Annotated in this window: 17 protein-coding genes; 8 read left to right on the forward strand and 9 right to left on the reverse strand. The window is 47.6% G+C overall.

The window, feature by feature from the left end:
- Nucleotides 1–5: 5 nt before the first annotated feature.
- Genes ACO1PK_RS15320 through ACO1PK_RS15330 form a run of 3 tightly spaced genes read left to right on the forward strand, consistent with a single transcriptional unit; the run spans nt 6 to nt 3,786 of the window.
- Nucleotides 6–914, forward strand: coding sequence for an AAA family ATPase (locus ACO1PK_RS15320; RefSeq protein WP_423186471.1), 909 nt, complete (start codon nt 6–8; stop codon nt 912–914).
- Nucleotides 911–1,858, forward strand: coding sequence for a hypothetical protein (locus ACO1PK_RS15325; protein ID WP_423188233.1), 948 nt, complete (start codon nt 911–913; stop codon nt 1,856–1,858). Before ACO1PK_RS15320 ends, ACO1PK_RS15325 begins: the two co-directional genes overlap by 4 nt.
- Nucleotides 1,852–3,786 (forward strand): transglutaminaseTgpA domain-containing protein, encoded by a 1,935-nt coding sequence (locus tag ACO1PK_RS15330; protein WP_423186472.1) that lies wholly within the window; start codon nt 1,852–1,854, stop codon nt 3,784–3,786. Before ACO1PK_RS15325 ends, ACO1PK_RS15330 begins: the two co-directional genes overlap by 7 nt.
- 32 nt (nt 3,787–3,818) lie before the next feature.
- Here the strand turns inward: ACO1PK_RS15330 and ACO1PK_RS15335 are convergent, their stop codons facing one another.
- The 4 genes from ACO1PK_RS15335 to htpX all read right to left on the reverse strand — a co-directional run bounded on the left by ACO1PK_RS15335 (nt 3,819) and on the right by htpX (nt 9,891).
- Nucleotides 3,819–4,064, reverse strand: coding sequence for a TIGR02647 family protein (locus ACO1PK_RS15335; RefSeq protein ID WP_423186473.1), 246 nt, complete (start codon nt 4,062–4,064; stop codon nt 3,819–3,821).
- 163 nt (nt 4,065–4,227) lie between these two features.
- Entirely contained in the window at nt 4,228–7,494 is a 3,267-nt protein-coding gene (locus tag ACO1PK_RS15340) for a S41 family peptidase (protein ID WP_423186474.1), read from the reverse strand.
- Between the two features lie 112 nt (nt 7,495–7,606).
- Complete coding sequence (locus ACO1PK_RS15345; RefSeq protein ID WP_423186475.1) at nt 7,607–8,737, reverse strand: pyridoxal-phosphate-dependent aminotransferase family protein; 1,131 nt, start codon at nt 8,735–8,737, stop codon at nt 7,607–7,609.
- A 293-nt stretch (nt 8,738–9,030) separates the two neighbouring features.
- Nucleotides 9,031–9,891, reverse strand: coding sequence for a protease HtpX (gene htpX / locus ACO1PK_RS15350; RefSeq protein WP_423186476.1), 861 nt, complete (start codon nt 9,889–9,891; stop codon nt 9,031–9,033).
- 221 nt (nt 9,892–10,112) lie between these two features.
- Here htpX and pepE point away from each other — a divergent pair, with 221 nt between their 5' ends.
- Nucleotides 10,113–10,850 (forward strand): dipeptidase PepE, encoded by a 738-nt coding sequence (pepE, locus tag ACO1PK_RS15355; protein ID WP_423186477.1) that lies wholly within the window; start codon nt 10,113–10,115, stop codon nt 10,848–10,850.
- 47 nt (nt 10,851–10,897) lie between these two features.
- Here the strand turns inward: pepE and bioD are convergent, their stop codons facing one another.
- From bioD to bioB, 4 genes are all read right to left on the reverse strand, one after another.
- Entirely contained in the window at nt 10,898–11,596 is a 699-nt protein-coding gene (bioD, locus tag ACO1PK_RS15360; protein WP_423186478.1) for a dethiobiotin synthase, read from the reverse strand.
- 106 nt (nt 11,597–11,702) lie between these two features.
- Nucleotides 11,703–12,551 carry a methyltransferase domain-containing protein gene (locus tag ACO1PK_RS15365; protein ID WP_423186479.1) on the reverse strand — a complete coding sequence of 283 codons (849 nt, stop codon included), beginning with the start codon at nt 12,549–12,551 and terminating at the stop codon, nt 11,703–11,705.
- On the reverse strand, nt 12,545–13,711 hold the full coding sequence (locus tag ACO1PK_RS15370; protein ID WP_423186480.1) for an aminotransferase class I/II-fold pyridoxal phosphate-dependent enzyme: 1,167 nt from the start codon (nt 13,709–13,711) through the stop codon (nt 12,545–12,547). Before ACO1PK_RS15370 ends, ACO1PK_RS15365 begins: the two co-directional genes overlap by 7 nt.
- Nucleotides 13,712–13,714: 3 nt before the next feature.
- Complete coding sequence (gene bioB, locus ACO1PK_RS15375; RefSeq protein WP_423188234.1) at nt 13,715–14,770, reverse strand: biotin synthase BioB; 1,056 nt, start codon at nt 14,768–14,770, stop codon at nt 13,715–13,717.
- 208 nt (nt 14,771–14,978) lie between these two features.
- Here bioB and bioA point away from each other — a divergent pair, with 208 nt between their 5' ends.
- From bioA to asnS, 4 genes are all read left to right on the forward strand, one after another.
- Nucleotides 14,979–16,256, forward strand: a complete 1,278-nt coding sequence (gene bioA, locus ACO1PK_RS15380) for an adenosylmethionine--8-amino-7-oxononanoate transaminase (protein ID WP_423186481.1) — start codon at nt 14,979–14,981, stop codon at nt 16,254–16,256.
- Between the two features lie 60 nt (nt 16,257–16,316).
- A complete protein-coding gene (locus ACO1PK_RS15385) occupies nt 16,317–17,198 on the forward strand; it encodes an MBL fold metallo-hydrolase (protein WP_423186482.1) in 882 nt (293 codons plus the stop codon).
- Entirely contained in the window at nt 17,195–17,749 is a 555-nt protein-coding gene (locus tag ACO1PK_RS15390) for a hypothetical protein (protein ID WP_423186483.1), read from the forward strand. Before ACO1PK_RS15385 ends, ACO1PK_RS15390 begins: the two co-directional genes overlap by 4 nt.
- A 154-nt stretch (nt 17,750–17,903) precedes the next feature.
- Nucleotides 17,904–19,304, forward strand: a complete 1,401-nt coding sequence (asnS, locus tag ACO1PK_RS15395) for an asparagine--tRNA ligase (protein WP_423186484.1) — start codon at nt 17,904–17,906, stop codon at nt 19,302–19,304.
- A 130-nt stretch (nt 19,305–19,434) separates the two neighbouring features.
- On the opposite strand, the gene ACO1PK_RS15400 is transcribed toward asnS, so the two are convergent.
- Nucleotides 19,435–19,992 (reverse strand): NAD(P)H nitroreductase, encoded by a 558-nt coding sequence (locus ACO1PK_RS15400; protein WP_423186485.1) that lies wholly within the window; start codon nt 19,990–19,992, stop codon nt 19,435–19,437.
- Nucleotides 19,993–20,013 lie beyond the last annotated feature (21 nt).

Consider the following 20,013-nt stretch of genomic DNA (forward strand, 5'->3'; position numbering starts at 1 on the left):
GTCGCTTGTTATCCGCATTACATCGGGTTGAACAAAACTTAAATCAGGTTATTTTGGGTAAGCAGCAGCAAATTAGACTGGCGTTATGCTGTTTGCTTGCAGAAGGTCACTTACTGCTAGAAGATTTACCCGGCATGGGTAAAACCACTTTAGCGCATGCACTCGCCAAAGCCTTAGGCCTCAATTATAAACGCGTACAATTCACCAATGATCTGCTACCCGGTGATTTACTGGGTATGAACATTTATGATACCCGGTCAGCGCAATTCTATTTTCAACCTGGGCCTATTTTCAGTCAGGTGCTGTTGGCCGACGAAATTAATCGCGCAAGTCCGAAAACACAAAGCGCCTTGCTCGAAGCGATGGAAGAACGCCAAGTGTCTATTGATGGTGAAACCAGAGTATTACAACAGCCTTTTTTTGTAATAGCCACGCAAAACCCCCTATTTCATACTGGCACCAGCGCCTTACCTGAATCACAACTTGATCGTTTCTTATTTCGGATCTCTTTAGGCTTTCCAGACAAAGCCGCAGAGCTGCAATTACTGCAAGATGAGCAATTTGGCTCGCGTCTACATTTACTTTCGGAACCGCTGCTGCCAGCACAACTGTTAGCCTTGCAGCAGCAGGTACCAAAAATCACCATTCAACCGGCATTACTGGAATATATCCTAAACTTAGTTCAGGCCAGTCGTGACAATAAAAGCCAGTTGCCTTTATCACCCAGAGCGGCAAAAGCGATAGTACGCGCAGCAAAGGCCATGGCATTTTTGCACGGCCGTGAGTTTGTTACGGCAGATGATGTGCAGCATGTCTTTCCTTTTGTGGCCGAACATCGTCTTAATCCGCAAAGCGTTGCCGGCGATTTTAGCATCAGCAACACAATACTGCAGAGCACCGTTTGCCATCTATGAAAATGGGTAAACTGACCCAATTTCTACAACAACGATTTGGCCGCTGGTTAGATAAACGGCAGCCTGCCGCTGAGCGCACGAGGCTGCACCAAGGCGTTATTTATATCCTGCCGAGTCGTTTTGGTTGCTGGTTTTTGGTGTTGATAGCTCTGTTGTATTTACTTGGTACCAACTATCAAAACAATCTGATCTTATTAGTCAGCTTTGTTTTATTGAGTATTATGCTGGGCGCTATGCTGCTGGCCTTTTTTAATGTTAATCAGTTGCAGTTGACTGTAGCCAATGATAGCGAAACCTTTGCTGATAAAGCCGGCCAACTAGCGTTAGTCCTTAATAAAAACCAAGCACAGATGCTTTACTTGGGGCTAAGAGGACAACGCTTACGTCAAGGTCTTAGCCTATTACAAGGTGAAAGCCGTTTTAGCTTAGATTTACCCCTATTAAGCCGCGGCTGCTACCCACTGCCGCGTTTAGTGATCTGCAGTGATTATCCACTCGGTTTATTTCGGGTATGGAGTTACCCTGCACTCAAAGCGCAGATTTGGGTTTACCCTACTCCAGAACACGCCCCGAGCCAGCTTGCCGAGGAAACAGTTTTAAACGCGCAGCAACCCGACTTATTGGACGAACTTCCTGCAGAGGTAAAAGCCTATCAAGCGGGTGATAACACCAACAGGATCCTATGGAAAAAACTCGCAACCATGCCGCAACATCCTGTGGTGAGGCAGCAAAATGTTGCTTCCGCGCCTATGCCTGAATGGGTAATCATCCCCGCAGTGCAAGGGGTAGCCTTAGAGTTACTGCTACGGCAAGCTTGCCAGACATTGCTGTTGCTGGAGCAGCAAGGGGCATGTTATGGCCTACAAACGCCGCTGGAACGCTTGGCTCCAGCAACGGGTGCAACGCACCTAAAGCGTTGTTTACAGGCATTAGCATTATGCTAGCCGGCCAATTACCCTTACCAAAAGCCTTTGCTTGGCAAGCGCTGTTGATTCAAAGCGCCTTGCTGGCGTTGTACCAACCCGCCTTACCGTTTTGGAATAGCTTGTTATTTGCCGCTTTATTAGGGTGGCAAGGTTGGCGTTTATGGCACAACAGCGAAGCACTAACCCAAAAGCAATTGAATCTGCTTGTTGCCCCCATCTTAGTATTATTACTCTGGCAATGGGGACAACTTGGCGTCTTTAACCTGATGCTGCATATTTTACTGCTAGCGGCTATTGCTAGAGGATTTACCCTAACGTTACGCCGAGAAGCCCAGCAATTAATTTGGGTGCATTATTTCTCGCTGGCTTGTGGCTTTATTTTTTATCAACAAATGGCTTTAGCCCTAATGATTATTGCAGTTATGGGGCTCAATCTTTATTTACAACACCGTTTATCTGCCGCAGAAGAGTTACCACTGCAACCGAAAAGACTCAGTTTGCTTTTTTTAATGGTATTACCAATTTGGCTTGGCTTGTTTTTACTGTTCCCACGCCTGCCGCCCCTTTGGCAAATCCCAAATCAAAATATCGCCAGTTCAGGATTAAGTGATACCTTGGACCCAGGCAGTATTGAGCAATTGGTTAAGAGTGATGCCTTGGCCTTTAGAGTACGCTTTCAGTCTGACATACCTGAACGTCCGGATTGGTATTGGCGCGTTAAAGTCTTTGAAGATTTTGATGGCAGAAGCTGGCGGATCAATTCACGCTTTAAAGAGCGAGCAGTATCCAGTACCAATTTTCGCAGCGAACAGCCACGAATAAGCTATCAACTGTTAGTAGAACCTACCTATCAGCGCGATTTATTTAGCTTAGGCTTACCACTGGAGTGGTCAGAGCCACTTATCTCCAGGCCGGCCGGTCTTATCGCTTATCCCAATCTTGTTACACAACGTATTAGTTACGACAGCACGAGTGTGCTCTCTCCTATTCCATTAGCGTCAGCGGCAGAGCAAGCGCTAAATACAATACAACATGCTGCAAACCCGCAGAGTCGTCAATTTGGTGAGCAACTGGCACAGCAATATCAAGGTAACGGCTTAGCCATTGTGCAAGCTATCGCGACGCATTTTCAACAGCAAGACTTTTATTACAGTTTGACTCCCCCTCGCTTAGGCAGTAACGCTATCGATCAATTTTTATTTAGCAGTCGCATCGGTTTTTGCAGTCATTACGCGTCTGCTACCGCGGTAATTTTACGTGCAGCCGGCATACCCGCCAGGGTGGTTGGCGGCTATCAAGGCGGTGATTGGCAAGAGCAGCAACAATATTTGCTCGTTCGGCAGCGAGATGCCCATGCTTGGGTAGAGTTCTTAGACAACGGGCAATGGTTACGCTTTGATCCAACAGCTGCTATTGCGCCAGAGCGGATCTTACAAGGGATTGAACAAACGCTTAATAGTAACGACCGCGCGTTATTGACTGGCTGGCAAAGTAATTGGCTGGGCCAGCTGGCATTGCAATGGTCACATCTAGACTACTTTTGGTCTATGTGGGTACTGGGCTTTAAACAGCAAGAACAACAGGAACTTTGGCAAAAAATCGCTAGTTGGCTGAATTGGTTAAACTGGTTGAGTATTATCGTGCTGTGCCTAGCGCTTACTAGCATTACTTATCTACTATGGCGCTATTTTGCCAGAAAAGCAGCAAAACGGGCTTCATTGCGCGCTGTGTTGGTGGATGCGCTAAACAATGAACCCGCATTAGGTGAAACCGTTGCTGCTTGGTTAAAACATAAAGCGCAACAAAATCCGGAAGCCGCCGCTTTGCTAGAAGAACTCGGTGAGCTTTATCAGCGCAGCGTTTTTGCTAATGATCAGCAGGCGGCAATAGCATTACGAAAACGCATCAAGCAACAGCAACGCCAACTTAAACAACTCAAACCTTAAGCTTTGCAGCCATGCCGTTTTGATAGTGAAATTTAATTAACCTCTGAAGTGCCTAGGATCCTTAACGCTGTCTGTAATTGTTCAGCACAATGAATGCCTAAATCCGTAAGGTAGCCACCATCAGGTAAGCTAATTAGGCCTTTGGCATAGAGACGACTGACAGCCATTAAGACCTCTGGATCAGCGGCTTTATGCGCTTTGATTCCCGAATTCACGCTATCAAGGTTAAACAAGGCCAACACGCGCATTTCATCAATCAAATCACTGGAAAATTGCATAGTAAAATCCTTTATTGTTGTTTGTTAACACCTTAGCTTTTAATTACAGAAATGCAAGCAAACTTTGGTCGAGCGCCTTTGCTACTCCGCGATCGAGCAGCATTAACTTTGCACTGCAAGCACCTTGTTCGCGCAAAGCAGAACAAGGTGCGGTTTATTGCGTTTAAGGTTTTATATCTACCGCAATAGCAGGCGTTAATGGTTCAGCTTGCAGTGGCTGAATAGGTTGCCGTTTTACTTGTTCTTTTAGATAGGCAATAGCACGTTGTAACTGTGCATCTTCACCATTAAACGTTGCAAAAGGTAGGTTAATCACTTCAATATCAGGCGCTACACCATAACCTTCAATTATATAGCGGCCATCAATAGCAAATTGCGGTGTTTCAGCTACTCTTGCCAAGCCATTATCCGCCAGTTGATTGCGCCCAGATAACCACACCCCGGCGCCCGCGGTTCTTTGACCAATGACTGGCCCTAAACCAAGTGCACGAACGCCGGCGGAAAAGGTCTCGCCATCAGAGTAAGTCAGTGGATCCGCTAACACAACTAAATGACCACGGAAGGCTTGCTGCATATTGGTATAGGGTGCGCCATGAGTGGGTTGCCAAAATGACCAAGCACGACGCAGTAACTTTTCAATGATCCAGCTATCGATATTACCGCCCCGATTGCGTCTAACATCAATAATTAAGCCTTCTTTTTGAAATTGCGCATAAAACTCACGCGCAAAGCTAGCGATATCGCCAGAGCCCATCGCATACAAATGTAAGTAACCAAACTTACCATCACTGGCCGTTGTGACTTTTTCTAAGTTAGATTGCACCCAATCTTGATAGCGTAACAGCATCTCTTGCGCAGCAGGAATGGGCTCTACCACCGTTTGTAAGCTTTGTTTACCCCGTTGTAGCGTTAGCAAAACTTGTTTACCCGCTTGGTTGCGCAGTGCTTGGGTTAAGGCCGCTAAATCGTTAACAGCACGGCCATTGATATGGGTAATGACATCCCCTCTACGTGCCGCAACGCCAGGTTTAGCGAGAGGCGCAGCTTGGCTTGGTAACTCAGGATCAGTCTGGTAAATATGCGCAATTTCAATCCCCGCTGGATTAGGGATCAAGCTGGCGCCCATACTGGCTGCCGCCGCAGTTGCAGCATCTTGTCGGTACTCGCCACCTCTTACTTGTGAATGTAGGGCATTTAACTCGCCCATCATTTGCGCAAACAGATCGTCCAATTCATGCCGATCGGTGATCCGTGCGAGCAAAGGAGCATACTTTTGTTTGGTCGCTGGCCAATCTAGACCGCGCATGCCTTTATCAAACAGAAAATCGCGATGCATTAACCATGCATCGCGGAACATTTGTTGCCATTCTTGCTGCGGATTAATGGCCAGTTGCCATTGCTGGGTATTGATTTTGGCATCTGACAATTCACTCGGTAAGCGCTCAGCTGCAGGCACTAGTAGCATATCGCCACTGTTATCTTGCCCAGCCTGACGAATAAATAAAGTTTTGCCATCCACAGCCAGTTGATACTCGGCCACATTTGCCGCTAGCGTAGTCAATTTAACGCCACTTTGCGCGATTTTTAGCTGTTGTAACTCTGCAGCACGACTGCCTTGGGCACGGTCAAGCAAAAACAACCTTTCTTCATTGACAGTTAAATTACTATAATTACCAGATGAAACAGGAACTTGCCACAATCTCTGGCTAATTTGAGCCCAATCGACGCGTTGGCCTTTACGACCTGTTTTAGCGGCTTTTGCGGCACTATTATCGCAGTTACTCAATTCTTGCGCTGGCATAAAGGCAAAACAGGCTTGCTCTTTTAAACTGATGGCAAAAATCTGGCTACGTTTATCAAACATTGGCCCTAAATTACGATCGCCCCAAGGATGACCCGGTGTGGCGGTAAACTGCCGATTCGATAAGAAATATAACCAGAGACCATCAGGACTAAAAGCGGGCGCATAGGATTCATATTTGTCGGAGGTTAAGACTTCGCTGCGCTGCTCAGGCAAGCTATAAAGCACAACCTGACTGCGCGGTCGTTGCTGATGAAATAAGGTAAATGCAACTAATTGACTGTCAGCAGACCACACAATATCACTATAGGGGCTATGACCCCAACCTTGTTGATAAATCTTGGTGTTTTTGCCGCTTTGTAAGTCTAGTAACCATAAATCGCCGTTTTTATCATCATGGGCAAGATAACGCCCATCTGGTGATAAATGCAGCCCCCAGCGGAATACTTGGCCATCTTTAGTTAACTGCGTTGCATTAGCACTGCCATCCGCAGCAAAGCGCCATATTTCATTCTCACCGCTGGCATCGTTAATGGCATATACCCATTTACCATCATGGCTAAGGACTGCAGCGCGTGAGCGGCTACCCTCAGGAGTATGCACGTTGATCAAACGCCGATTGCCTGTGCTGGCAATGGCAATTTGACTACGGGCCGTCAACACCACTTGTTTTTGCGCAGCATTAGGCGCGGTATGGGTTAAAAAAGCCAGCGGCTTGGCTAACCAGCGCTCGCGTTGTTGCACAAAATCGGAAGTCAGTTGAATAGGAATAACTTGGCTTTGTTGCGTTGTTAAATCAAGTTGATACAGATCTGCACCAAGTTGATAAACCGCCTTACCGTCACTGACACTAAAGCGGCCGATCCGCCAGTCCTGATGCTGGCTATGCTGGGTTAAATCAGTGCCATCGGCACTCACCGACCAAATATTGCTATTACCATCCACATCGCTAATAAAATAAACACGACCTTGATAAACCTGGGGTTGGCTAATCGAGCCTTGGTGATCAGCGAGTAAACGCACCGCTTCTTGCTGGCTGCCGAGCGACCAACGCCATAACTCACCCATGGCACCACCACGATAGACCTTGGCATTATCACCGGTTAGCTGCAAACCAAATCGACTAAAAAATACCGTATTACTTTCTTCATCTATCTGGCCACTGGCGGCATCGGCAAGCGGTAGCGTGGTGGTGCTACCGGTCGCCGGATCCAGTAAACGGAGAACCCAGTAATTCGCCGGGCCACTGACATTATCGGTGGCATAAACAATACGGCCATCGCTTAAGGTTTGCTGTAATCTCACCCGACTATTTTCAAAGGTCAGTCGCTTAGCTTGGCCGCCGTTACGTGGCATCTGGTACACTTCTTCAGCACCGTCATAGTTGGCCATAAAATATAAAGTTTGACCATCTTGTGCTAGCAGCGCTTGGCTTTCTAGAGCAGGATGCGTAGTTAAACGTTGTGCCTGAGTTTGATTTAAGCCCGCTCGCCAAAGATCGCCCTCGGCAGTAAAAACAATTTCATGTTGTTGCAGTGTTGGAAAACGATAATAGCCCTGACTGGCCGTCACCCCGCTGCTGAATACCCCGGCAATTACTAACGATAATAATTTCACTGCTGATCGCATGTTACCCTCACTTTCTGCTTATATTTTTTAAACAAATTAACAGAACCTCCAGTATTCGACCAGAGACGCTAAGTTGAACAGCAGACAAACTAGGACTAACAAAGGTGTCAGGTTAACGGAGCAACTGTTGTAATGCCTGCAAACACAATGCGATATTTTCGCGTCTTGCACCATAACCCATCAGGCCGATCCGCCAAGCTTTGCCGGCGAGCGCGCCTAAGCCTGCACCAATCTCTAAATTGAATTGTTGCAACAAGGTGCTACGAACCAGCGCATCATCCACACCCTCTGGAATATAAATAGCATTTAGCTGCGGTAAGCGATAAGGCTCTGCAACTACAAACTGAATACCTAATTGCTCAAGCCCAGCGCGCAATTCCAGGTGCATGGCGTTATGCCGTGCCCACGCTTGCGCTAACCCTTCAGCGGCTAACAGTCTTAATGACTCATGCAAAGCATATAGCGCATTCACCGGTGCGGTATGATGGTATGAGCGCTTGGCACCACCACTCCAGTAAGACATCACCAGACTTTGATCTAAAAACCAGCTTTGTACAGGGGATTTTCGTTGCGTAATTTTAGCCACGGCGGCCGGCGAAAATGACACAGGCGATAAGCCGGGTACGCACGATAAACATTTTTGGCTACCTGAGTAAATCGCATCGATGCCCCAGTCGTCTACCCTTAATTCAACACCGCCTAATGAGGTCACCGCATCGACAATACTCAAACAACCGTGTTGTTTAGCTAACGCGCACAAGGTTTTGGCATCACTGAGGGCGCCAGTTGACGTCTCGGCATGGACAAAGGCTAAAAAACGGGCATCAGGATGTGCGGTTAAGGCCGCGGCAACCGCCTGTGGATCAACAGGCTCACCCCATGCATTATCCACCGTCACTGCAATACCACCACAGCGTTCGACATTTTGTCGCATCCGCTCGCCAAATACGCCATTACGACACACGATAACCTTTTCGCCAGGTTCAACTAAATTAACAAAACAGGCTTCCATGCCGGCAGAGCCCGGCGCTGAAATGGCTAACGTCATCTCGTTACGGGTTTGAAACGCATACTGTAATAGCTGCTTTAGTTCGTCCATCATACTGACAAACAACGGATCTAAGTGTCCTACCGTTGGCTTACTTTGCGCAGCTAACACGGTGGGATAAACATCAGACGGGCCAGGCCCCATTAAAATACGTCTTGGCGGGTTAAACGCTGTGATAACCGGTGCAGGGATCATAGAGGCTCCTTAAACAGAATAACGGTAATGCTTACCTGTAATAGCGTTACAGCATAGCAACTTAGCGTCTAAGTAAAAGGCTTATTCAGTAATACTCGTTATTCAAGTTGCGAATAATTAGCAGATTTTAACCTTTACTACTGCCCAAAGCGTGTTGCTAAACCTAGCATCTAGCGGTGCTGCAACTACTTTGCACCATGAACTGGCAGAACCATCCCAATACCCAATAAAGAAAAGGCTGCTCGTTGTTACACGAGCAGCCTTCCCAAACACGACTTACAAACAAGGAACAATTAGAACTGACGGCTATTTTGTAATGCAGCAATACGCTTTTCTAATGGCGGGTGGCTTAAAAATAGCTCGGATTTGGCTTTTTTACCGGAAATACCCAGTGCCATCATGCTGCCCTCTAAACGGCTTTCATGGTTATACTTCAAGCGCTCTAGGGCTTTAATCATCTTACCGGCACCGGCTAAACGGGCTGCGCCAGCATCAGCACGGTATTCACGCTGACGTGAGAACCACATCACGATAATGCTAGCTAAGATGCCAAACAGCATTTCCAACGCAATCACAATTCCAATATAAGCAAATTGACCTAGCTGCTGATTGCTATTACGGATCGCGCCAGCAATTACCCGCGCTAAGAAAATCACAAAGGTATTCACCACGCCTTGGATCAACGTCAAAGTCACCATATCACCATTGGCAATATGCGAAACTTCATGCGCTAATACCGCTTCTACTTCGTCTTCGCTCATATTACGCATCAGACCCGTAGACACGGCCACCAGCGCGTTATTACGATTGGCACCTGTGGCAAAAGCGTTCATCTCAGGCGAATCGTAGATCGCCACTTCTGGCATGCCAATACCGGCAGCTTGTGCTTGTTTCGCCACAGTGTTCACCAACCAATGTTCGGTTGCGTTACGTGGTTGCGTGATCACTACCGCTCCCGTTGAACGTTTGGCCATCCATTTGGACATCAACAAGGAGATAAAAGAGCCACCAAAACCGAAAATAGCAGCAAACACCAATAAACCACCAATACTATTGGTGCTAATACCAAAGATGCTAAACACCACATTGAGCACAATGCTCAACACTAAAATAACCGCTAAGTTAGTTGCTAAAAATAACAACACGCGTTTCATACTACTTTACCTCACAAAAATTAACTGTACTTACTATATGGGCATAGCGGCTAAAATCAATTGCTGCCAGCATTAACAGTAGATGAAAAGTTGTAAGAAAAGATGTCCGGCTTCAGGTACAATCTGCAAAACGAGTAAAAACCAATGCCGTCACGTACAGACAGTTATCTATGCCAGATAATACTCGTCTTTGGCGTGACTCGCCTTGTAATGGAGCCAAGATGAATCTTTTACTACTGAGCAGTTCACGTGCTAAAAACAGCGATTACCTTACCCCCAACTTAGCTTGGATAAAACAACATCTTAGTCAGGTGTCTTCCGTGCTGTTTATTCCTTATGCTGGGGTGAGTCTTAGCTACGATGACTACTTTAATAAAGTACAACAGGCCTTAGCTGTACTACCTGTGCGCGTAGACAGTATTCATCATGCGGCCTGTGCCAAAACCGCGGTATTAGAGGCAGAAGCCATTTTAATCGGGGGCGGCAATACCTTTCAGCTACTTAACCTATTGTATAAAAATGATATTCTAGAGCTCATTAAGAAACGCGTAACCACTGGTATGCCCTATATTGGCTGGAGCGCCGGTGCCAATATCGCCGGCGCCACTATACGCACTACCAATGATATGCCAATTGTCGAACCGCCGTCTTTTAAAGCCTTACACTTCCTTAATGCTCAGCTAAACCCGCATTATACTGATTTTGTTCCCGCCGACTTTCATGGTGAAACTCGTGATATGCGACTAGCCGAGTTTATGGTGTTAAACCCGACTACACCCATTATTGGCATTCCTGAGGGCTGCGCCTTACAGTGTAGCCATTCCAACATCACCGTGCTGGGTGAGGATGGCGCTTACTGGTTTTTAAATGGTGATAAAGAAGCCATCGCGACGGGCACAGAAATCATCAGTCAGTACGGCCATCTGCTGAGCGAGCCATTATTGCCTGCATCTTGTTAACTAGAGAGGTTTGAAAACACCTTGTAGCAGACAAGGCTAGCGCAATTTTAGCTCGTACTATTGGCAATCAAGGCGCTGGCCAGCTCTGCGGCCAACTTTTGCTGTAACCGCTCATCCGGTTGAAAAGGCACAGTGCCAAGACAAGGCGCGCCAATACGCGAGGTTAAGTCGGCAATATTTTCCGCTAAGAACAGCATGTCCGGTTGCATAATATTCGCAACCCAGCCGACTAACTGGCAACCGGAGCGGGCGATTTCCCGCACCGTTAACATTGCATGATTGAGACAGCCTAGCTTTACTCCCACCACCAGCACAACCGGTAAGCGCTGCTCAGCAACCCAATCGGCTAAGTAACGATCCTGGCTTAATGGCAGCAACCAGCCCCCTGCGCCTTCAATCAATACATAATCGGCATCTAGGTCGACTAAGCGCTGATTAAAACGGGTTAATGCCGCTTCATCTATTTGCATATTGAGTTCTGCTGCAGCTAAATGCGGCGCTGCAGGTTTCGCCAAGCAGATAGGATTATGCTGCTCATAAGGTAACGCGATACCAGAATACTGCTGCAAGCGTAACGCGTCACTGTTTTTCAATACGCCTTGCGTGTCTGGCTCTGCGCCTGCGGCGATCGGTTTCACACCAATGGCCTTTAATGCTAGTTGCGAGAACCCCTGTAACAGTAAACAGCTGACAAAGGTTTTACCTGCATCGGTATCAGTGCCGGTAATAAAAAGGCGTTGCGTCATAGCATCTTGTCCTAAATAAAGGAGTGAACTTCGCCGCGATAGCGCTTCGCTTCGCTCTGCTCACGGGTTTTCTCGGAAATTTTTGATAAAACACTGTTACGAACAATCAGACAGCAGTTAATTGACAGAGCGAGCTTGGTTTAGATGCCAATAACTGCACCACCTGATAACTTGCCAGCAACTCGCCTTGTGCGTTTTGTGCTGGATAAGCTGCAGCCACCTGCTGCCAATAACCTTTGCCGGTTAAGCCAGCTTTCGCTCTTCTGGCAAGATGATTTGCTCCCAGCGCCTTTAATTCACGTGCTAAGTCAAAAATATCGGCATAAGGTAAGGCATAAGTTTGCTGCGTCAATTGCCAGTTTAGTGATTTCGCAGTTGCAGTTTGCGTATTTGCCAGCAGCGCCGCTGTACTAAGAAAAGGATGAATATGCGCATAATCATCTACCGCAGCAAAAGCATGCGCCAATTCCACCAAGGTGCCATCAACTAAGGTAGTAATGACAGCATGACCACCAGGTTTTAACACGCGCGCAATTTCAGCAAAAACCAAACCAGGCGCTGGGCACCACTGCAACATTAAACTCGAAAAAATCGTGTCTACACTGTTATCTGCTAGGGGAATTGCCGCCGCATCGGCTAAGACATAATCAATTGCCAGCCCTTGACTCGCGGCTTGCGCTAACATGCCTGCACTAAAATCGATAGCCGTTAGGCGCTCGGCCTGTTGTAACAAGGTGGGCTGCAACCAACCTGGGCCACAGCCAAGATCTAAAAGATGTCCAAATGCCTGCTGTATTTGTGGTTTAACGGCAGTTAACGTCGTTAAAGCAGCAAAAGCCACCTGCCGCTGTAAACGTGCGGCGTGTTGATAGCTCGAGGCGGCTTTACTAAAACTGGCAGCAATAGGTTTTACGTTGCTGCATATTTCTCTTGGCTGACGCGCAGCAGCTAACATAACAATACCTGCTGTAATGTCTTGATTAATCGTTGAATATCGTCAGTGTGATGCGCAGCACTTAGCGTAACACGTAATCTTGCCGTGCCCGGCGGCACTGTTGGCGGGCGGATGGCCGTTACCCAAATGCCTTGCTGGCGCAGTTGCTGACTGACGCTTAGCGCCTTGGCACTGTCACCAATAATGATGGCTTGTATTGCGCCATTCGCCGTTAAACATGGTAAACCGGCCTGCGTTGCTAACCGACGAAAATACTGAATATTCTCGTTTAACTTATCGCGCCGCCATGTGTCAGTGCGTACCAGCGCAATGCTTTTTCGTACCGCCACGCATAACGCTGGCGATAACGCCGTGCTATACACATAGTGCCGACCAAATTGTTCGATATAGTCGATCACCGTACGACTACCTGCTAAAAACGCCCCACCTACGCCTAAAGCCTTACCAAAATTGGCCATATAACAATATAAGTCGCTGGGCTGTAAACCTTGGGCAAACCAACTGCCGCGCCCTTCTTCACCTAAAACGCCAAGCCCATGCGCATCATCTAAAAGCAAGGCCGCGTCTCGTGTCTGACACAGCTGCAACATGGCCGCTAAGTCTGGGCTGTCACCGTCCATACTAAACACCCCTTCCGTCACCACCAAGCTATGCTGCTCAGCCGTGGCAGTTTCAGGCAACAGACGAGCTAACGCCGCAAGATCGTTATGCGCAAAGCGTTTAAAACGACCTGAATGTTGCAAGGCCGCATCAATTAGCGACGCATGAGACAGCTTATCCAGTAACAACAGATCCTCAGCCGAGGTGAGACTGCTTAACATGGTTTGATTAGCGGCAAAGCCCGAGCTAAATAACAGCACCCGCTCAAAACCTAACCACGCTGCTAGCTCAGCCGCTAAATCGGCATGCGCACTATGGTAGCCGGTGACGAGTGGCGAACCGGTACTGCCTACGCCATATTGCTGCGCACCCTCGCTTAGGGCTTGCTGCAGTAATGGGCTGCTGGCCAGATCTAAATAGTCATTACCTGAAAAATTAACATAAGCCTTACCCTCAGCGAGCAAGGTTCTGCCATGCACCTGACTAAATTCAGTACTTTGTCGTTGTAAACCTTGCTGCTGGCGCGCAATAAGCGCCTGCTCTAGGCGCATTCGCTGCATAACTTAACCTGCGGCGTGATACAGCGGCGGATTTTGTTGCTCCTTAATGGCATCTGCTAACGCCAGCTCATGCGCTTCATCTGACACGTCTTGTCTTTGCTCAGGTTGAATACCGAGTTTTTTGAATAGCAACATATCGGCATCTGCTTCGGGGTTTTCGGTGGTCAGCAGCTTATCGCCATAAAAAATCGAGTTCGCGCCCGCGAAGAAGCACAGGGCCTGCATTTGCTCATTCATGCGCGAGCGGCCAGCGGATAAACGCACATGGCTTTCCGGCAGCATAATACGCGCCACTGCGATGGTGCGAATAAATTCAAACGCATCTAAGTCTTCCACATTTTCTAAGGGCGTACCTTTAACTTTAACCAGCATATTGATCGGCACACTTTGCGGATGCTCTGGTAAGTTAGCCAGTTGCATTAACAAGGCTGAGCGATCATTGGCGCTCTCTCCCATACCAACAATACCGCCGCAGCAAACTTTCATACCGGCATCACGCACATGGCTCAACGTATCTAAGCGATCTTGATAAGTACGGGTGGTAATAATTTCACCGTAAAACTCTGGCGAGGTATCCAGGTTATGGTTGTAATAATCTAAACCAGCAGTGGCTAAGGTTTTAGCTTGTTCAGAGTCCAGCATACCCAGTGTCATGCAGGTTTCTAGGCCCATGGCTTTAACCCCACGCACCATTTCAATAATATAAGGCATATCGCGCTGTTTAGGGTTGCTCCAGGCCGCTCCCATACAAAAACGGCTGGCACCTTTGTCTTTCGCTGCTTTAGCTTGCGTTAAGACCTTTTCTACTTCCAGCAAGCGCTCACGCTCTAAGCCCGTATTGTAATGACCACTTTGTGGGCAATATTTACAATCTTCGGCACAGGCGCCCGTTTTAATCGATAACAAGGTACTAATTTGCACTTCATTGGGTTTAAAAAAAGCGCGATGCACACTTTGTGCTTGAAATAATAAATCATTAAAAGGCAGCGCAAACAGTGCATTCACCTCAGCTAAAGTCCAATTGTGACGCACAGAAGCTACTGTGAAAGTCGAAGTCATTGCAGCATGCATAGTAGTTGTACCAGAAGTCGCCTGCATAAAGATCCCTAATCAGTCGCCAGATAAGCTGGCCTTTTATTGCAACCTGATCCCCTTTAGCTAAAAAGCCAAAAGGTCGTTTGAGCTGCTGCTATTTTTCAGCTAGTCTAACGCCAGCCTACAACTTGTCAACGCTGACCAGCCGCAAAACTTTACTAATGGTTACTTTATGAGCATTAATCTTGATTTTGATCGCCAACATATCTGGCATCCTTATACGTCTATGTTAAATCCGCTGCCGGTTTACCCTGTTGTTGCAGCCAGCGGTTGTGAATTGGAACTGGAAAATGGCCAGCGTTTAGTGGATGGCACAGCATCGTGGTGGTCGGCTGTGCATGGTTATAATCATCCAGTGCTAAATGCGGCTGTGACCACACAATTAAGCAAAATGGCGCATGTGATGTTTGGCGGTATTACCCACGAACCCGCCGTGCGGCTCTGTCAACAACTTCTCAGTATGGTGCCCGCTGCATTAACCAAGGTTTTTTTGGCCGATAGTGGCTCTATTGCCGTTGAAGTCGCCATTAAAATGGCCTTGCAATATTGGCAAGCCAGCGACAAACCAACGAAACGCAAATTAATCAGTTTGCGTAAGGGCTACCATGGCGATACTTTTGCGGCGATGTCAGTGTGCGATCCACAAGACAGTATGCACAGTATGTTTAGCAGTTTATTGCCTGAGCATTATTTTTTACCCGCACCTGCCTGTCCTTTTCACTCGCCTTTTGATGCTGAGGTGATGCAGCCCTTAGCCCAGTTACTCGCAACGGAGCATCAGCAGATCGCGGCGTTAATTCTCGAACCCATAGTACAAGGCTATGGCGGGATGCGCTTTTATCATCCTGATTACCTGCGTCATGCCAGAGCACTGTGCGATAAATACCAGGTACTATTAATTGCCGATGAAATAGCAACTGGCTTTGGCCGTACCGGCAAATTATTTGCCTGCGAGCATGCGGACATCATTCCGGATATACTTTGTCTGGGCAAGGCACTCAGCGGTGGCTACATGACCCTAGCAGCCACACTGTGCAGCGATGAGGTAGCGCGTGGTATCAGTTTAAGTGCCGCCGGCGGCCTGATGCATGGCCCGACTTTTATGGCTAACCCACTAGCCTGTGCCGTGGCCAGTGCCAGTTTAGATTTGATTGCCAAAGGGCAGTGGCAAACACAAGTCGCGGCAATTGAGCAACAATTAACCGCAGAGCTTGCACCTTGTCAGCAACTTGCTACAGTAAAAGCGGTAAGAGTGCTGGGTGCTATTGGTGTATTAGAAATGCATGAAAAAGTTGATGTTGCTAAGCTACAAGCCGCTTTCGTGGCCAAAGGGGTGTGGATCAGGCCGTTTAATAAGCTGATTTATGTGATGCCGCCCTTTATCATTACATCAGCCCAGCTGAAGCAGCTTACCCAAGCCATGTATGATGTTTGTGCTGCGTTGGCATAACAATCCAATGTTTAGCTAAAGACGTATGCAGAAAACGAAAACACCACAAAGGAACGCATCGTGAAGAAAAATAATAGATTTGCAACGTTTTTTGGCCTGTTCAGCGCAGCAAGCTTGCTGCTAAGTAGCCATAGCGTGTTGGCTGACCGCTTTAAAGAGGTAGAGATCACTGCCACCCCCTTAGCCACAAATGTTTATATGTTAACAGGCGCTGGCGGTACTATGGCTGCCGTTGCTGCTACAGATGGGATGTTATTAATTGATAGCCAATATGCTGAGCTAGCGGATAAAATTCGCGCTAAGCTTGCCACTTTAGGCACCGGTAGTCTAACGACGTTGATCAACACCCATATGCATGGCGATCATGTGGGTGGCAACGCAGCCTTAGCAGCCAATGCCGATATTATCGCACATCGCAATGTGCTCGCGCGGCTGCGTGACAATCAAAACTTCGATCCTGCCGGCTTACCCAAAACAATTATTGATACCACCACCACCATTAAACATGGTGATGTTACGCTGATCCTTGAACCCATGCCAGCCAGCCACACCGACGGCGATCTGCTGATATGGTTCCCAGAGCAAAATATTGTGCATATGGGTGACTTACTGTTTCAAGGGCGCTTTCCATTCGTCGATTTCAACAATGGCGGTAATGTACAGCAGTACATCGAAAATACCCGTTACGTGTTATCCAAAATTGATGACAACACCCAAGTCATTCCTGGACATGGCGAGCTTACCAATAAAGCAGGCTTAGCGGCTGAGCTGGCCATGTTGGAACAGACACTGGCCTTAGTCACCGCCATGCGTGCTGAAGGACTGACTGAAGAACAGATGCTGGAACGTGGTTTGGGTGAGCAGTTTAACAACTGGCATTGGAACTTTATCACTGAAGCGCGCTGGATCAGAACACTCTATCAAGCGACCACACCCTTATGATCAGACTGTACGGTGTTGCTAGCCTAGCACAGAATCTCTGCTGGGCTTTATTAAGCGGTTTAGCGGTGATCGGCTTTGCAGTATCTGCGCAGCAACCCCCGTTGCAGCCTGGGAAACCCGTACAGTTTCAAATCTCTAAATTGGCGGCGCATGACGGTAACGAAATACTGCTGCAAGATGGCAGCCGTTGGCGCACCAATATGCAACATTTTGGCTTACCTGATACACCCTTAGTGATTTATGGCAGTAATTTGCGCTCAGGCAGTAATAGCTTGATGCTAAATGGCTTTAGCCTTAGCGCAAATTATAAAGCCGGCGAACTGCATGCCCGCTCGGGCTTTCAGCTGACGTTACTCCAAGTCAGCGCTGACGGCAAAAGACTGCTATTAACAGACAACCTTGCAGCAAGTGTGCTAGATAGCGATCGTAGCTTTACTCGAAACTGGGCCGCTAATAACGACGTGATTCTTAGCGCCGACTTTCGTACTTTATTACATCTCCCCAGCTTACAGCAGGTAGCTGTGCATATCAGTTTAACCAAAGCCCCTTAAGTTAGCCTATAGCTAAATAGCAGGCTTTTATCGTCTGACTATTTTTGGTTTCGGCTTACTTTTTACTTGTGTTCAGCCACTGGCAAAGTATCATTACTGCTTTTAGAAGCAGAGGGCTGTCCCTCACCCCATTGCACGCTCGGGAGTTGTTTGCATGACGCACGCCGTAATAAAAGATGTGTTAGCCGGTCGTTACGCCATCGGCGAAAAGATCACTGTAAAAGGGTGGATCCGCACCCGTCGAGATTCCAAAGCTGGGATCTCATTTTTAGCCGTTCATGACGGCAGTTGCTTTGATGCGGTTCAGGCGGTTGCGCCTGCTGAGTTAGCAAACTATGAAACCGAAATCAAAAGACTCACTACCTCTTGCTCGGTAATTGTTAGCGGTGTAGTCGCACAATCAGAAGGTCAAGGCCAAGCTTTCGAACTGCAAGCTGAAACAGTTGAAGTTGTGGGTTGGGTAGAAAACCCAGATACTTATCCTATGGCGCCGAAACGCCATAGCATGGAGTATTTACGTGAACACGCCCACTTGCGTGCTCGTACCAATATTATGGGTGCAGTAACACGGGTTCGTCACTGTTTAGCACAAGCTATTCATCGCTTTTTCCATGAACAAGGCTACTTTTGGATCAGCACCCCTATTATCACGGGTTCAGATACCGAAGGTGCAGGCGAGATGTTCCGCGTCAGTACTTTAGATTTACAAAACCTGCCGCGAGACGACAAAGGTGCCATCGACTTTAGCCAAGATTTCTTTGGCAAAGAAACCTATTTAACGGTATCAGGCCAGCTTAACGGCGAAACCTATGCCTGCGCCATGTCAAAAATTTATACTTTTGGCCCGACCTTTAGAGCGGAAAACTCGAACACAAGCCGCCATTTAGCCGAGTTTTGGATGATCGAGCCTGAAGTGGCTTTTGCAGAGCTCAAAGATGTCGCTCAACTGGCAGAAGATTTACTGAAATATGTCCTGAAAGCCGTGCTTACGGAACGTGCCGATGATATGGCCTTTTTTGCTGAGCGCATTGATCCCAAAGCCATTGAGCGCTTAGAACAAGTGGTGAATTCCAGCTTTGTGCGGATGGACTATACCGACGCCATTGAAATTCTGAAAAACTGCGGTAAGAAGTTTGAATACCCTGTGGAATGGGGTGTCGATTTACAATCTGAGCATGAACGTTATTTAGCTGAAGAGCATATTGGTGCGCCAATCATTATGCAAAACTACCCGAAAGACATTAAAGCGTTTTACATGCGCTTAAATGATGATGGTAAAACCGTAGCAGCAATGGATGTATTAGCCCCAGGCATTGGTGAAATTATCGGTGGTAGCCAGCGTGAAGAGCGTTTAGAACACTTTGACCGTCGCTTGGATGAAATGGGTTTAAGTAAAGAAGATTACGGCTGGTATCGTGACTTACGCCGTTATGGCACTGTACCCCATGCAGGTTTTGGTTTAGGCTTTGAACGTTTAGTCTCTTATGTGACCGGTGTTGGTAACGTTCGTGATGTAATTGCCTTCCCTCGCACACCTGGAAATGCCGAGTTCTAAGCTGTCAGCTTACTCACTTCCTAAACTAGAAAAACAATAAACCCGCAAAATGCGGGTTTATTATTAAGGGCTCATGGCGATATGTTGGCTTTACAACAGTCTAAACCGACCTGTGCTAAAGTGAAACCACTTAGAAATCACTAAAATAACTGGCAGGCTCTAATGGCGTACGTTGCGGCGCACTGCTAGTAGAAGTTCCAAGGTACAAAAAGCCAACAATTTCATCGTCAGGCCCCAACTCGAAAGCCTGTTTCACGTAATCTTGTTGTGCATATGCCCCCGTGCGCCAAACTCCGCCAAAACCAAGTGCAAAGGCCATTTGTTGCATGGCCATCACCGCGCAGGCGGCAGATTGGATTTGTTCCGCTGTGGGAACCTTTGCATGCTCAACCACTTTTGCGATACAGGTAATGATCATAGGGGCACGTAATGGCAGTTGACGAGCACGCTCTTGCATTTCTAACGAAATGCTTGGATCTTCCTCGATAGCCGCTTCAGCAAAAATATCCCCTAACCGACTTAGTGCAGACTTACCTTCGACGATCACAAAACGCCAAGGGCGCAAGGCACCATGATCCGGTACTTGCAGCGCTGCTCTTTTAATTAACTCCAGCGCCTCACCCGCTGGCGCAGGCTCGGTTAAACGAGGTGAAGAGTAGCGGGTTGTCAGTAACGTTATTGCATCCATAAACTTGACCTTCAGAATAGT

The organism is Alishewanella sp. d11, assembly GCF_049390205.1.
Lineage (GTDB): Bacteria > Pseudomonadota > Gammaproteobacteria > Enterobacterales > Alteromonadaceae > Alishewanella.

Excerpts from the sequence above, each read along its gene's own strand:
- ACO1PK_RS15325 (WP_423188233.1), top strand. The coding sequence starts at position 911 with ATGAAAATGGGTAAACTGACCCAATTTCTACAACAACGATTTGGCCGC.
- ACO1PK_RS15330 (WP_423186472.1), top strand. The coding sequence starts at position 1,852 with ATGCTAGCCGGCCAATTACCCTTACCAAAAGCCTTTGCTTGGCAAGCG.
- ACO1PK_RS15335 (WP_423186473.1), bottom strand. The coding sequence starts at position 4,064 with ATGCAATTTTCCAGTGATTTGATTGATGAAATGCGCGTGTTGGCCTTG.
- ACO1PK_RS15340 (WP_423186474.1), bottom strand. The coding sequence starts at position 7,494 with ATGCGATCAGCAGTGAAATTATTATCGTTAGTAATTGCCGGGGTATTC.
- ACO1PK_RS15345 (WP_423186475.1), bottom strand. The coding sequence starts at position 8,737 with ATGATCCCTGCACCGGTTATCACAGCGTTTAACCCGCCAAGACGTATT.
- htpX (WP_423186476.1), bottom strand. The coding sequence starts at position 9,891 with ATGAAACGCGTGTTGTTATTTTTAGCAACTAACTTAGCGGTTATTTTA.
- pepE (WP_423186477.1), top strand. The coding sequence starts at position 10,113 with ATGAATCTTTTACTACTGAGCAGTTCACGTGCTAAAAACAGCGATTAC.
- bioD (WP_423186478.1), bottom strand. The coding sequence starts at position 11,596 with ATGACGCAACGCCTTTTTATTACCGGCACTGATACCGATGCAGGTAAA.
- ACO1PK_RS15365 (WP_423186479.1), bottom strand. The coding sequence starts at position 12,551 with ATGTTAGCTGCTGCGCGTCAGCCAAGAGAAATATGCAGCAACGTAAAA.
- ACO1PK_RS15370 (WP_423186480.1), bottom strand. The coding sequence starts at position 13,711 with ATGCAGCGAATGCGCCTAGAGCAGGCGCTTATTGCGCGCCAGCAGCAA.
- bioB (WP_423188234.1), bottom strand. The coding sequence starts at position 14,770 with ATGACTTCGACTTTCACAGTAGCTTCTGTGCGTCACAATTGGACTTTA.
- bioA (WP_423186481.1), top strand. The coding sequence starts at position 14,979 with ATGAGCATTAATCTTGATTTTGATCGCCAACATATCTGGCATCCTTAT.
- ACO1PK_RS15390 (WP_423186483.1), top strand. The coding sequence starts at position 17,195 with ATGATCAGACTGTACGGTGTTGCTAGCCTAGCACAGAATCTCTGCTGG.
- asnS (WP_423186484.1), top strand. The coding sequence starts at position 17,904 with ATGACGCACGCCGTAATAAAAGATGTGTTAGCCGGTCGTTACGCCATC.
- ACO1PK_RS15400 (WP_423186485.1), bottom strand. The coding sequence starts at position 19,992 with ATGGATGCAATAACGTTACTGACAACCCGCTACTCTTCACCTCGTTTA.